General features: G+C 64.9%; 11 protein-coding genes. 7 read left to right on the forward strand and 4 right to left on the reverse strand.

What is annotated here, in order from left to right; translation table 11 throughout:
- Nucleotides 1-124: 124 nt before the first annotated feature.
- The 3 genes from RMP06_RS11870 to fabI are packed head-to-tail and all read right to left on the reverse strand — an operon-like array spanning nt 125 to nt 3,150.
- Nucleotides 125-1,603 carry a sensor histidine kinase gene (locus RMP06_RS11870; RefSeq protein WP_310461985.1) on the reverse strand — a complete coding sequence of 493 codons (1,479 nt, stop codon included), beginning with the start codon at nt 1,601-1,603 and terminating at the stop codon, nt 125-127.
- A gap of 39 nt (nt 1,604-1,642) precedes the next feature.
- The gene (locus RMP06_RS11875) at nt 1,643-2,338 is read right to left on the reverse strand and encodes a response regulator transcription factor (protein ID WP_310461986.1); all 696 of its coding nucleotides are present in this window, start codon (nt 2,336-2,338) and stop codon (nt 1,643-1,645) included.
- 23 nt (nt 2,339-2,361) lie between these two features.
- Nucleotides 2,362-3,150 (reverse strand): enoyl-ACP reductase FabI, encoded by a 789-nt coding sequence (gene fabI, locus RMP06_RS11880; RefSeq protein ID WP_310461987.1) that lies wholly within the window; start codon nt 3,148-3,150, stop codon nt 2,362-2,364.
- A gap of 284 nt (nt 3,151-3,434) precedes the next feature.
- Here fabI and rimP point away from each other — a divergent pair, with 284 nt between their 5' ends.
- From rimP to RMP06_RS11915, 7 genes are all read left to right on the forward strand, one after another.
- Nucleotides 3,435-3,983, forward strand: coding sequence for a ribosome maturation factor RimP (gene rimP / locus RMP06_RS11885; protein ID WP_310461988.1), 549 nt, complete (start codon nt 3,435-3,437; stop codon nt 3,981-3,983).
- The gene (gene nusA / locus RMP06_RS11890) at nt 3,980-5,458 is read left to right on the forward strand and encodes a transcription termination factor NusA (protein ID WP_310461989.1); all 1,479 of its coding nucleotides are present in this window, start codon (nt 3,980-3,982) and stop codon (nt 5,456-5,458) included. Before rimP ends, nusA begins: the two co-directional genes overlap by 4 nt.
- A 56-nt stretch (nt 5,459-5,514) precedes the next feature.
- Nucleotides 5,515-8,790 (forward strand): translation initiation factor IF-2, encoded by a 3,276-nt coding sequence (gene infB, locus RMP06_RS11895; RefSeq protein WP_310461990.1) that lies wholly within the window; start codon nt 5,515-5,517, stop codon nt 8,788-8,790.
- Between the two features lie 90 nt (nt 8,791-8,880).
- On the forward strand, nt 8,881-9,285 hold the full coding sequence (rbfA, locus tag RMP06_RS11900; protein ID WP_310461991.1) for a 30S ribosome-binding factor RbfA: 405 nt from the start codon (nt 8,881-8,883) through the stop codon (nt 9,283-9,285).
- 14 nt (nt 9,286-9,299) lie between these two features.
- Nucleotides 9,300-10,265 (forward strand): tRNA pseudouridine(55) synthase TruB, encoded by a 966-nt coding sequence (gene truB, locus RMP06_RS11905; protein WP_310461992.1) that lies wholly within the window; start codon nt 9,300-9,302, stop codon nt 10,263-10,265.
- Between the two features lie 34 nt (nt 10,266-10,299).
- Nucleotides 10,300-12,123, forward strand: coding sequence for a translational GTPase TypA (gene typA / locus RMP06_RS11910; protein ID WP_310461993.1), 1,824 nt, complete (start codon nt 10,300-10,302; stop codon nt 12,121-12,123).
- 70 nt (nt 12,124-12,193) lie between these two features.
- Nucleotides 12,194-13,084, forward strand: coding sequence for a DMT family transporter (locus RMP06_RS11915; RefSeq protein WP_310461994.1), 891 nt, complete (start codon nt 12,194-12,196; stop codon nt 13,082-13,084).
- Nucleotides 13,085-13,105: 21 nt separating this feature from the next.
- Here RMP06_RS11915 and RMP06_RS11920 read toward each other — a convergent pair whose 3' ends face one another.
- Complete coding sequence (locus RMP06_RS11920) at nt 13,106-14,170, reverse strand: DUF1839 family protein (protein WP_310461995.1); 1,065 nt, start codon at nt 14,168-14,170, stop codon at nt 13,106-13,108.
- Between the last annotated feature and the right edge of the window lie 163 nt (nt 14,171-14,333).

Here is a 14,333-nt window from a genome sequence, read left to right on the forward strand (position 1 = left end):
TCCAACTTTTTCATATGCACTCCGGAATCAAAAACGGTGGTGGGTGAGAACGAAGTCGAAGATTAATATTTCTTTAAAAAATTAACACTAGGTGAAACCCCTGACAGTCCGCGGTCTGGCCGGATCAGGTGGTCGGCAACTGCACCACCACCCGCAGACCCCGCGGTTGGCGTGACTCCAGGCGGACACGTCCACGGTGACGCTCGACGATCTCCTTGACGATCGCCAGGCCGAGTCCGCAGCCTCGGCCCTCATTGGTGCCTCGGAAAAAGCGGTCGAACACCTGTTCGTGCAAGGTGGGTGGCAGACCTGGCCCGGTGTCATCGATTTCCACGGTTGCCGTGGGCTGCTGTCCAGGCCCCGCCCGCACCTCGCGCACCCGCACCGTGATCTCGCTGCCCCGGCCGGCGTAGCGAATGGCATTGTCGATCACATTAACGATGGCTTCACGGATTAACAACGCATTGCCTTCGATGGTCACCGCTGGCTCGGGGGCATCGTCGGGGTGGCCATCGTCGTCCAGCCCGAGATCGATGCCTTCATTCAGCGCACGGGGCACCATTTCCGCCGTGAGGTCTTGCACGAGGCGGCGCAGATCGAACCGGCTGCGCCCGAGCGTGGCCAGCGATTCGGGCTCGGCGCGGGCGAGGGTGAGCAACTGGGTGACGAGGTGGGCGCTGCGGGTGGCGCTTTCACGCACCATCTCCAGCCGGGCGCGCAGCGCGGGGTCGGTGGCTTCCTTCAGGGCGAGTTCGGACTGGCTCTTCAGGCCGGCCAGCGGGGTGCGCAACTGGTGGGCGGCGTCGCTGATGAAGCGCCGCTGTTCCACCACTGACGCGTGTACGGCCGCCAGCAGCGTGTTGACCGCTGCAGCGAGGTCGCGCACCTCTTCCGGCGCGGATTGCAGCTCGATGGGCGCGAGGTCGTTCGGTCCCCGGCCGCTGACTGCTTCGCGCAGCCTCGCCAGTGGAGCCAGTCCCGTGCGTATCCCCGCCCACACCAGTCCCGACATCGCCAGCACCAGCACCGACAGCGGCAGCAGCGTGTCGATGAGAATGTCGCGCGCCAGCGCCTCGCGGCTGACACGGCTTTTGGCCACCTGCACCATCATGCGGCGCTGCAGTGCCGGATCGCCATAGTCCAGCAGGATGGCGGCCACGCGCACCTGCACCGTGCCGGTCGAGGTCTCGACCTGACCGTCGTAGAAAGTGGGGCGGTCGGGGCGCAGCGCGTCGGCGTTGTGCGGCGGCGGCAGCTTGTGGTTGCCGAGGATGAATTCACCGGGCGGACTGCTGACCATGTAGTAGACGCGGTCGTCCGGATCGGCCTCGATGATGTCCTTGGCCGCGCGCGGGAAGTCGACGAACAGGCCGCTGTCGATCGGCTTGACCTGCCTCGCCAGTGCGCGCGATGACAGGTACAGGCCGTGGTCGTTGGCGCGGTCGGCATAGCGCACGGCGACGTTGTAGGTCACGGCCGCGGCCGCCAGCCACAGCACGAGCTGCGGCAGCAGCAGCCAGGCCAGCAGGTGGCGGCGCAGCGAGCGGCTGCCAGGAGACACCACCGGCAATCGGCTGAGCAGGGGTTGAAGGAGATTCAGCATGGCAGCGCAGTGTCGCCGCGATGCACGGGCACGGGCAGGTCAGTCCTGGGTTTCGAGCAAGTAACCCAGCCCGCGCACGGTGCGGATGCCGACGCCGGAGCCTTCGAGCTTGCGGCGCAGGCGGTGGATGTAGACCTCCAGCGAGCTGGGGCCGCCGCTTTCGGAGACATCGGTGGACCACGCCTGCGCGATCTGCTCCTTGGTGATGACCTTGCGGCGCTGGCTCAGCAGCAGGTCCAGCAGCAGCCATTCTCTTGGCGAGAGATCGACCGGCTGGCCTGCGATCGTCACCCGGCGCGCATCGCGGTCGAACTGGAGTTGGCCGACCATCAGTGCATCGGCCGGCTCCAGCGGTGTGCCGGCGGGTGGTGCGGGCTGACTGCGGCGCAGCACGGCGCGGATGCGCGCTTCGAGTTCGGGGAAGTCGAAGGGTTTGGTCAAGTAGTCGTCGGCACCCGCGTTGAGGCCGGCCACGCGGTTGTGCAGGCCGTCGAGCGCGGTCAGGATGAGCAGCGGCATGCCGGGCTTGGCGGCCCGCACGCGCTGCACCACTGTCAGACCATCGACCAGTGGCAGGCCGATGTCGATGATGCCGACGTCGAAGGTCTGCCGCGTCAGCAGGTACTCTGCCACGGCGCCGTTGTCTGCCACCTCGACGTCGAAGCCCGCCGCGCGCAGGTTCGCTCCCAGCGCGTCGGCGAGGATGGCATCGTCTTCAGCGAGCAGGGCGCGCATGGCGGGTTGCGATCGACCGCGGATCAGGCGTCGGCCGAGCCGACCATGACGTGGCTGAATCCGCCGTCGACATAGGTGATCTCCGAGGTCATTCCAGCGGCCAGGTCCGACAGCAGGAATGCGGCGACGTTGCCCACATCGTCGATGGTCACCAGGCGGCGCAGGGGGGCGTTCTGCGTGAAGATGGCCATGAGCTTGCCGAAGTCCTTGATGCCGCTTGCGGCCAGCGTCTTGATCGGGCCGGCCGAGATGCCGTTCACGCGGATGCCTTGCGGACCCAGGTTGGACGCCAGATAGCGCACGCTGGCTTCGAGCGACGCCTTGGCCAGACCCATGGTGTTGTAGTGCGGAACGACCCGCGCAGCACCCAGGTAGCTCAGCGTCAGCAGGGCACTGCGCTCCCGCAGGCGCGGCAAGGCCGCCTTGGCCATCGCTGGGAAACTGTAGGCCGAGATGTCATGTGCGATGCGGAAGGCTTCGCGGCTCAGTCCGTCGAGAAACTCGCCAGCGATGCACTCGCGTGGCGCGAAGCCGATCGAGTGCACGAAACCGTCAAAGCCTTCTGGCCAAGCCTGGCCGAGCTCATCGAACATGTGCTGGATCTGTTCGTCACTGCCGACGTCGCAGTCGTAGATCAACGAGGAGCCGAACTCTTGTGCGAATTCGGTGGTGCGGTCCTTGAAGCGCTCGCCGACATAGCTGAACGCCAGTTCGGCGCCTTCGCGGTGGCATGCCTTGGCAATGCCGTAGGCGATCGAGCGACTCGACAACAGACCGGTGATCAAAAGGCGCTTGCCTGCGAGAAAACCCATGGACTCTCCGAGATGTGGATCAGTGGATGATCAGTGTTCGAAACAACGGATTCTCGCACGCACCGGAGCAGTCAGTGTGCAGTGGTTGCCCGCGTGGCTTGTGTCGGGTATCATCACCCTTTCGCTAAAACGCTGAATGGGCGGATGAATCCAGCCCATTTTTTTTGCTTGAACCGCCGCAAGGCACCGGAAGGAGCGCGGCAGCCGGCTGGCGTGACGACGTGGGCACCCTTGGGTGTTTACCGTGGTTGCGCGGCTAAGAGGCTGCCGTTTGTACTGCATTGATGAATTGGCAGCAGGCTGTCGAACGCACCGTGACCGGATTGGGCTACGACCTCGTGGATTGCGAGCGTGGTCTTCGGGGGTTGCTGTGCGTCTATATCGACCGGATGCCCGACGTCGTTTATCCGACCGGGCCGGGCGAATTCGTTACCGTGGAAGATTGCGAGCAGGTGACCCGCCAGCTTCAGCGTGTGCTGGAAGTGGAGGGTTGCGAATACGAGCGGCTCGAAGTGTCTTCCCCGGGTCTGGACCGGCCGCTCAGGCGGTTGGACGCCTTCGTGCGATTTGCCGGATCGGAAATCGATCTGACGCTCAAGGTGGTTTTCCAGGGACGCAAGAAATACCGCGGCGTGTTGCGCGTGGTGGGCGACGACCCTGCTGCAGGTCTCGAACTGGTTTTCCATGAAGGCAAGGAAAGCCACGTACTGGGGTTTGTGCTTGATGAGGTCCGCGATGCCCGGCTGGTACCGGTGGTGGATTTCAAGGGGCGCAGCCGGCGAGATGCGGCGGCGGGCGGGGCGACACAGGAATCCGGAGGTCACGAAGAATGAACCGCGAACTGTTGATGCTGGTGGATGCGATCTCGCGTGAGAAAAACGTGGATCGTGAAGTCGTGTTTGGTGCCGTCGAGTTGGCACTGGCATCGGCCACCAAGAAACTCTATGAAGGCGAAGTTGATATCCGCGTCGCGATCGATCGCGAATCGGGTGCCTACGAGACTTTCCGCCGTTGGCACGTCGTGCCGGACGAGGCGGGTCTGCAGCAGGCCGAGGCTGAGATCCTGCATTTCGAAGCCAAGGAGCAGATTGACGACATCGACGTGGGCGACTACCTCGAAGAGTCGGTCGAGTCCGTGCCTATCGGGCGGATCGGCGCGCAGGCCGCCAAGCAGGTCATTCTGCAGAAGATCCGTGATGCAGAGCGCGAGCAGCTGCTGAACGATTTCCTGTCGCGCGGCGACAAGATCTTCACCGGTACGGTCAAGCGGCTTGACAAGGGCGATCTCGTCATCGAGAGCGGCCGGGTCGAAGGGCGTCTGAAGCGCAGCGAGCTGATCCCCAAGGAAAACCTGCGCAGCGGTGACCGTGTGCGGGCCATGATGATCGAGATCGACCCGACGCTGCGTGGCCCGCAGATCGTGCTGTCGCGCTCGGCGCCGTCCTTCATGATCGAGCTGTTCCGCCAGGAAGTGCCCGAGATCGAGCAGGGGCTGCTGGAGATCAAGAGTTGCGCCCGTGATCCGGGTTCGCGCGCCAAGATCGCCGTCGTGTCCTACGACAAGCGGGTCGATCCGATTGGCACCTGTGTCGGCGTGCGTGGCTCGCGGGTCAACGGCGTGACCAATGAACTCGCCGGCGAGCGGGTGGATATCGTGCTGTGGTCGGAAGATCCGGCGCAATTCGTGATCGGTGCGTTGGCTCCGGCGAATGTCCAGTCGATCGTGGTGGACGAGGAAAAACACGCCATGGACGTGGTGGTGGACGAGGAAAACCTCGCCATCGCCATCGGTCGTGGCGGCCAGAACGTGCGGCTCGCATCCGAGCTGACCGGCTGGCGCATTAACATCATGACCGCTGAGGAATCGGTGGCCAAGCAAGCTCAGGAGAGCGACGGCATCCGCAAACTCTTCGTCGACAGGCTCGACGTGGATGAAGAGGTGGCCGACATTCTGATCGCCGAAGGTTTCACCAGCCTGGAAGAAGTGGCCTACGTGCCGCTGCAGGAAATGCTGGAAATAGAATCCTTTGACGAAGAGACGGTGCAGGAATTGCGGACCCGCGCCAAGAACGTGCTGTTGACGATGGAAATCGCCAAGGAAGAGCGCGTCGAGGAAGTCACCCAGGACTTGCGTGATGTGGAGGGGGTCACCCCCGAACTGGTCGCCAAGCTGTCCGAAGGCGGTGTCCACACCCGCGATGATCTGGCCGATCTCGCCGTGGATGAGCTGACGGAGATGACGGGCATCGACGAAGCGGCGGCCAAGGCCCTGATCATGAAGGCCCGTGAACACTGGTTCACCGCCTGAACGCTCACTCTGTCCGACCCGACCGCACACGACGCACGTCCCAAGGAAACAAACACATGGCTGTGACCACCGTTGCCCAGTTCGCTGCCGAACTCAAAAGTTCGGTATCGACTGTGCTCGAGCAACTTCAACACGCCGGAGTGAGCAAGGAGTCCGACCGGGATCCCTTGACCGAGGCCGACAAGGAACGCCTGCTGGCTTACCTGCGCACCTCGCACGGCACGGTCGGCGGAGATCGCAAGAAGATCACGCTGACCAAGAAGTCCACCAGCGAAATCAAGCAGGCCGATGCCTCGGGCAAGGCCCGCACGATCCAGGTGGAAGTGCGCAAGAAGCGCACCTTCGTCAAGCGTGATGACTTCGTCTCGGGCGCTGCGGCTTCGGAGCCGCTGGTTATGGGGGACTCGGAAGAGTTCGAGCTGCCGTCTGTCGATGACAGTGTTGATGAGGCCGCTGAAGCACTGCGCCGCCAAGTCCAGGCTGCAGAAGCTGAGCGCCAGGCTGCCGAAACCCGTGCGCGCCAAGAGGCGGCCGAGCGCACTGCTATCGAGGAGGCTGCTGCTGCTGCTGCTGCTGCTGCGGCCCGTGCCTCCGCCGATGCGGTGGCACGCGAAGCAGCCGAGCGAGAAGCCGCCGCCCGTGCGCAAGCTGCTGTTGTGGTGAGCGATGCCGAGCTGGCGGCGCAAGCGCAGGTAGCCAAGGATGCGCTGGCCCGCGAAACCCAGGCCCGCACCCGTGCCGAAGCCCAGGCCCGTGCGGCGGTGGAAGTCGCTGCCCTGAATTCGCATCGCCGTGGCAATGGTCCTGCCGGTGCGCGCCGTGGTGCTGCTCCCCCCGTGGTGGTGGCTCCGGTGGTTGCAGCGGCTGTGGTGGAAGCTCCGGTCGCTGCGCCGGTGGTGGTCGAGGTTGCGCCGACGGTGGTCTCTGCGGTTGCCGAAAAGGCTGTCCAGCAGCCAGTGCGTGCTCCGAATGTGCCGATGCCGGTGCCCCCGCGTGGTGTGGCCGCGTCGCCGGTTTCGGTGGCTGTGACGCCGGTGCGTGGTGTGCAAGCGCCGTCGCTGCCGGGTGCCGGCGCCCGTGTCGTCAAGGCGGCCGATGCGGCTGCTGGCGAGGCGCAGCGTCTGGTGGAACAGGACCGCCGTCGCAAGGCTGCCGAAGCGGAAGCTGCTGCGATTCGCGACATGATGTCGCGCAAGAGCAAGGTGCTGGTTGCCAAGAAACCTGAAGAGCCGAAGCCAGTACCGGTCGCGCCCGCCGCGGCAGGGGCTGCCGCTGGCAAGGATGGCATCAAGGGCACGATCCACCGTCCGAAGCCGGGTGCGCCCGGCACGACGCCGACGACGGCCGCCAAGCCAGGCGACAAGCCCGGAGACAAGAAGGCGGTCAAGTCCGAAAAGCTTTCGTCGAGCTGGGCTGATGACGCTGCCAAGAAGCGCGCCGCCGCCAAGGGTCGCACCGATCCGCCGCGTCCGGGTGGTGGCACCGCATGGCGTGGGCCGGCTGGCCGTTCAGGTGGTCGCCGTGGCGAACGCCATGACCACAGCAACGAACGCTTCGCACCGCAGGTCGAAGTCCAGATCCACGAAGTCCATGTGCCCGAAACCATCTCGGTGGCCGATCTGGCGCACAAGATGTCGGTCAAGGCGTCCGAGGTCATCAAGCAATTGATGAAGCTGGGTCAGATGGTCACCATCAACCAGCAGCTCGACCAGGAAACGGCCATGATCCTCGTCGAGGAAATGGGTCACAAGGCATTCCCGGCCAAGCTGGACGATCCGGATGCGTTCCTCGAAGAGGAAAACGCGGCCGAGGCTGGCGAATCGCTGCCCCGTCCGCCAGTGGTCACAGTCATGGGTCACGTCGACCACGGCAAGACGTCGCTGCTGGACTACATCCGCACCACCCGTGTCGCCATGGGTGAAGCGGGTGGCATCACGCAGCACATCGGTGCCTACCACGTGGAAACCGCGCGCGGCGTGATCACCTTCCTCGACACCCCGGGCCATGAAGCCTTCACGGCGATGCGTGCCCGCGGTGCCAAGGCGACGGACATCGTCATCCTGGTGGTGGCGGCGGACGACGGCGTGATGCCGCAGACCAAGGAAGCCATCCACCACGCCAAGGCGGCGGGGGTGCCGATCGTGGTCGCGATCAACAAGATCGACAAGCCCGACTCGAACCTCGAACGGGTCAAGAGCGAACTGGTCGCTGAAGGCGTGATCCCGGAAGAGTTCGGTGGGGAATCGCCGTTCTGTCTGGTTTCGGCCAAGACGGGTCAGGGCATCGACGCGCTGCTGGAGCAGGTGCTGCTGCAGGCCGAAGTGCTGGAGCTGCGCGCCCCGGTGGCCGCACTCGCCAAGGGCCTCGTGATCGAAGCCCGTCTGGACAAGGGCCGCGGCCCGGTCGCGACGGTGCTGATCCAGTCCGGTACGCTCAAGCGCGGCGATGCTGTGCTGGCGGGTCAGAGCTATGGCCGCGTGCGTGCCATGCTCGACGAGAACGGCAAGGCGTGCCAGGAAGCTGGGCCTTCCATCCCGGTGGAAATCCAGGGCTTGACCGAGGTGCCGCGTGCTGGTGATGAGTTCATGGTGCTGGTCGATGAGCGCCGTGCCCGTGAAATCGCCACGTTCCGCCAGGGCAAGTACCGCGAAGTGACGCTGAACAAGCGCCAGGCCGCCAAGCTCGAAAATATCTTCGAGGGCATGGGCCAAGGCGCCGCACAAATGCTGCCGCTGATCATCAAGGCCGATGTGCAGGGTTCGCAGGAGGCTCTGGCCACCTCGCTGCTCAAGCTCTCGACCGACGAGGTCAAGGTGCAGATCGTCCACGCGGCGGTGGGCGGCATCAGCGAGTCGGACGTCAATCTGGCGATTGCCTCGAAGGCGGTCATCATCGGCTTCAACACCCGGGCAGATGCCGGTGCGCGCAAGCTCGCCGACAACAACGGCGTGGACCTGCGTTACTACAACATCATTTACGACGCGGTCGACGAGATCAAGGCCGCCATGTCGGGGATGCTGGCACCGGAGCAGCGCGAAGAGGCGATTGGTTCTGCCGAAATCCGCACGGTGTTTGTGGCGACCAAGATCGGTACCGTTGCCGGCTCGATGGTCACCGCGGGGCTGGTGCGCCGCAACTGCAAGTTCCGCCTGCTGCGCCAGAACATCGTCATCTACACCGGCGAAGTCGATTCGATCCGCCGCCTGAAGGACGATGTGAAGGAAGTCAAGGAAGGCTTCGAGTGCGGTATCAAGCTCAAGAACTACACCGACATCGCTGAAGGCGATCAGCTGGAGTTCTTCGAGATCAAGGAAGTGGCGCGTACGCTGTAAGGCTTCGCTCTCACGTTCCGGGCCCCGACGCTGTGTCGGGGCCTCATTGTTTTTCCGTGGTTCATTGCCATGGGCTTCGATGCGATATCCATGCGACACAAGCGTTCCATTCCCAACCGCAGCTTCCGGGTGGCCGACCAGATCCAGCGCGATGTGGCCGACCTGATCCGTGAACTCAAAGACCCGCGCATCGGCATGGTCACGGTCAGCGCCGTGGACATCACGCCGGACTACGCCCATGCCCGCATTCGTTTCTCGGTGCTGACCGGTGAGGCCAGCGAGACCGAAGTGGCGCTCAACGAGGCGGCTGGTTTCCTGCGCAACGGCTTGTTCAAGCGGCTGCAGATCCACACCGTGCCGACGCTGCATTTCCACTTCGACCGCACCACCGAACGTGCAGCGGAACTGAGTGCGCTGATCACCCTGGCCAATTCGCAGCGCGTCCCGGACGACGCTGTGACTGAGGGTGAACCGAAGGACGACGCCTCCAAATGACGGCCGATGTGACCATGGACGCTGCCGAAGTGGTGGCGCCCAAGCCTCCCCGCGTGCGCATCCAGCGCCGCGCGGTGCATGGCGTGCTGCTGCTCGACAAGCCGATCGGTCTGTCGAGCAACGACGCCTTGCAGAAGGTCAAGCGCCTGTTCCGCGCCGAAAAGGCGGGACACACCGGCACGCTCGACCCCCTGGCGACCGGGCTGCTGCCGATCTGCTTCGGTGCAGCCACCAAGTTTTCGCAGGTGAGCCTTGAAGCCGACAAGGGCTATCGGGCCACGCTGCACCTGGGTCAGCGCACGGTCGGCGGTGACCGCGAAGGCGAGGTGATCGACGAACGTCCGGTGCAGGTGGACCGGACGCTGATCGATGCGGCTTGCGCGCGCTTCACGGGTCTGATTTCGCAACTGCCACCGATGCAGTCGGCGCTCAAGCACAACGGCAAGGCGCTCTACGAGTACGCCCGTGCCGGTATCACCATCGAGCGCCAGCCGCGGCAAGTCACGATTCACCGCATTGACTTCATCGCGTGGCAGGCTGACCAGCCCGAAACGCTGGTGATCGACGTACTGTGTACCAAAGGTACCTACATCCGCACGCTCGCTGAAGACATCGGCGAAGTGCTCGGCTGTGGCGCCCACCTGGCCGGACTGCGGCGCATTGCCAGCGGCCCGGTCGATCTGCGCGGCTCGATCACGCTCGACGCCTTGACGGCGATGAGCGAGGCTGAACGCGATGCACGGGTGCTGCCCGTCGATGTGCTGCTGTCGGACTGGCCGGCGGTGCATCTGAGCACTGAAGACGCCGGTCGTTTCCTCTCGGGCATGCGCCGCCGCACGGGTCAGCCCGATGCAGAGCGCGTGCGTGTCTATGGTCCCGATGGTCGCGCCCTGCTGGGCAGCGCCCACATCACTGCCGGCGAGCTGATCGCCGATCGGCTCCTGAGCCCACTTGAAGTCCAGGCCCTGCAGCCGTCCTGAAACCCGAACGGCCACACCCCTGGCGTACAACCCCATGACCAAGCAAATCCGCAACATCGCCATCATCGCCCACGTCGACCATGGCAAGACCACCCTGGTGGACCAACTTCTGCGCCAGAGCGGCACCTTCGCTGACCACGAAAAGGTCGTCGATTGCGTGATGGACAACAACGCGATCGAAAAAGAACGCGGCATCACCATCCTGGCCAAGAACTGCGCCGTGAGCTGGGAAGGCACGCACATCAACATCGTCGATACCCCGGGCCACGCGGACTTCGGTGGTGAAGTCGAGCGCGCGCTGTCGATGGTCGATGGCGTGGTGCTGCTGATCGACGCACAAGAAGGTCCGATGCCGCAGACGCGCTTCGTGACCAGGAAGGCGCTCGCGCTGGGTCTGAAGCCCATCGTCGTGGTCAACAAGGTGGACAAGCCGGGCGCGAAGCCGGACGCTGTCATCAACGCCGCGTTTGACCTGTTCGACAAGCTGGGTGCCACCGACGAGCAGCTCGACTTCCCCGTCGTCTATGCCTCGGGCATCAACGGCTGGGCCTCGCTGGAAGAGGGCGCACCGGGCGAGCAGTGGGGCCCCGACATGTCGGCCCTGTTCAACACGGTGCTGAAGCACGTCCCGGCCAATGCGGGTGACCCCGCTGCGCCGCTGCAGCTGCAGATCTCTTCGCTCGACTACTCCACCTTCGTCGGCCGCATCGGCGTGGGCCGCATCAGCCAGGGCACCATCAAGCCGTCCATGGACGTGCTGGTCATGGAAGGTCCGGACGGCAAGGCCGTGAAGGGCCGGGTCAACCAGGTGCTGACGTTCCACGGCCTTGACCGGGTGCAGACCACCGAAGCCGGCCCGGGCGACATCGTGCTGATCAACGGCATCGAAGGCATCGGCATTGGCGTGACCATCACTGATCCGCTCAATCCCGCACCGCTGCCGATGCTCAAGATCGACGAGCCGACGCTGACGATGAACTTCTGCGTCAACACCAGTCCCCTGGCCGGTCGCGAAGGCAAGTACGTCACCAGCCGCCAGATCTGGGACCGCCTGCAGAAGGAACTCCAGTCCAACGTCGCGCTGCGTGTCAAGGAAACCGACGAAGACGGCATCTTCGAAGTGATGGGCCGGGGTGAATTGCACCTGACCATCCTGCTGGAAAACATGCGCCGCGAAGGCTACGAGCTGGCCGTGTCGAAGCCGCGTGTGGTGTTCCAGGAGATCAACGGCGAGAAGTGCGAGCCGATCGAGATGGTCACGGCCGACGTGGAAGAGCAGCACCAGGGCGGCGTGATGCAGGCCATGGGCGAGCGCAAGGGCGAACTGGTCAACATGGTGCCGGACGGCCGTGGCCGCGTGCGCCTGGAGTACCGCATTCCGGCGCGTGGCCTGATCGGGTTCTCGAACGAGTTCATGAACCTGACCCGCGGTTCCGGCCTGATCGCCAACATCTTCGAAGGCTACGAGCCGCACAAGGGCGAGATTGCCAGCCGCAAGAACGGCGTGCTGATCTCGATGGACGCCGGTGAAATCTTCACCTACGCACTGGGCAAGCTCGACGACCGCGGCCGCATGTTCGTGAAGCCGAACGATCCCGTCTATGAAGGCATGATCGTCGGCATCCACAGCCGCGACAACGACCTGGTGGTCAACGCCACCCGGACCAAGCAGCTCACGAACTTCCGCGTTTCCGGCAAGGAAGACGCCACCAAGATCACGCCGCCGATCGAGCTGTCGCTGGAATACGGCGTCGAGTTCATCGAGGACGACGAGCTGGTCGAGATCACCCCGAAGTCGATCCGCCTGCGCAAGCGTTTCCTGGCCGAACACGAGCGCAAGCGCGCTGCGCGCGATTGATCGCCTGAGCGTTTGTCGTACCGAGCCCCGGAAATCCGCCGGGGCTTTTTTCATGGATGAAGGGATTCCCATGTCGCACGTGCGTGCGGTGTCGCTGATGGTGCTGGTCACGCTGCTGTGGAGCACGGCCGGCGTGGTCAGCCGCCATTTCGAGGTGGCGCAGGGCTTCGAGGTGACGTTCTGGCGCAGCGCCTTCACCGCGCTGGCGCTGTCGGCGGCCCTGACCGGGCTGCACGGCGTGGCCTTGTGGCGTGGCCTGTGGCGCTCGCCGCGGGTGGTGTGGCTGTCGGGGGCTTGCTGGGCAGTGATGTTCACGGCGTTCATGCTGGCCTTGACGATGACCCGCGTCGCCAATGTGCTGGTGACGATGGCCATCGGGCCGCTGGTCACGGCACTGTTTGCGCGGCTCTTCCTGCACCACCGGCTGCCGGCGCGCACCTGGTTGGCTATCGCGGTGGCCGGGGCAGGCATTGCGTGGATGTTCGGCCACGAAGTGCAGGCCGCCGACGCGCGCAGCCTGCTGGGCATGGCCGTGGCGCTGGCCGTGCCGCTGGCGGCCGCCATCAACTTCACCGTGCTGCAGCACATCTCGCACGGAGAAGTGGCTGGCGAGTCGCAGGACATGCTGCCGGCGGTGCTGATCGGTGCGTTGATCTCGGCGCTGTTCACGCTGCCGCTGGCGTGGCCGCCGCAGGCGTCCGCGCACGACCTCATGCTGCTCGCCGGGCTGGGGGTGTTTCAACTGGCGCTACCGTGCCTGCTGGTGGTCGGCTTGACGCGCATCCTGCCGGCGCCGGAAATTGCGCTGCTCGGGCTGCTGGAAGTCGTGTTCGGTGTCCTCTGGGCGTGGATCGGTGCAGGCGAGGCGCCGGGTCCAACGGCGCTCGCAGGGGGTGCGCTGGTGCTGGGTGCGCTCGTCGGCAACGAACTCGTCGCGATGCGGGGCCGGTGGACCCTGTAGCCAGAGCGGTGGACTCCTGCTTCAGTCCACGGCTGGCGGACCTCCGTCTGGTGGGTACCCGGGTCTGAGCACCAGCGTCGGCGTGTCCAGCACGATTTCGCCGGCACCGAGCAGCGCCATGCCGCGGCTCCAGTGGCGGACCATGCGGTCGACCAGATCGTGTTCCTGGAAGGGCTGGCCGCTCTCCACCGCGCGGGCGCCCTTGAGCAGCAGCGAGCGTGCCAGCACGCTCAGTTGCCGGAATGCGTCTGCCGCCTGCACGAGATGGGCTGAGCCACTGCAGCCACCCGCAATCCACACCAGGTAAAACGCGGCCAGCTCGAAGGCGGCACCGAGCTGGTGCGGACCGGCCTCTGCCCAGTGCTGGTAATGCGTCGACCCGCTCGCCAGCAGCGGCGTGACCTCACGCGCAAATCGACGCTTCCAGCGACGCAGTGGATGCCGGGTTGGCACGCGCTGCAGGTATTTCTCCAGCAACTGGTGCGAGAGGTGGCGCAGGGTGTCGGGTGGGCGGCGCACCAGGCTGTGCAGGTTGATGACCTCCGCTCGGCCCAGCAGCGCTTCGGCCTCGGGCGCCGAGTCGGGGTGCAACAGGCGGCGGTACTCGCTGCCCTGCAGCACGCGGTAGTCGGTCCGGTGGAAGAAGCCGAGGCATTCGCGCTGCGTGTCGATCTCGTTGATGACGATGGTTTCCGTCGCGCGGCGTGGGTGCAGCAAGCCGCCCGCGCCATCGGGAAGGCCACGCGCTGGCACGTCGACAACGACCAGCCGCCCGGCACTGAGCTGCTCGTGCAGATGATCGATCAGCGGTCGCCAGAGGGTGAGCGTCTGCACCTCGATGCCGTAGAGCATGTAGAGATCGTCGTGCGACGGACGGAACTGCGTCCACTGGTCGTCCAGGAAATCCACCGCCAGCGTGTAGGGCAGGCAGGCCGACGGATCCAGGCGGAGCGCGGCAAGCACGCTGACCCACAGATCGGTGTAGCGGTTGGTTTCGGGCCAGATCCGGTCCTGCGCGGGCCAGACCGACGGAATGCCCAGACGGTCCAGGCCGGTGATCAGACAGAGGGGGCGGGTGGATGGCATAGGCCAATGTAACATTACGTAAAAAATTAACATAATCGTTAACGACATCACGCGATGCCGCCCCACACCGCTTCACGCTGGTCCGTCGGACTGCCGGGATAATGCCCGGGTGACTACCTACGCTGCCCCTACATCTCCCGCCGTGCATTCGCCGTGGCGTCTG

The sequence above is a fragment of the Sphaerotilus sp. genome, from assembly GCF_031429695.1.
Classification (GTDB): Bacteria; Pseudomonadota; Gammaproteobacteria; order Burkholderiales; family Burkholderiaceae_C; genus Sphaerotilus.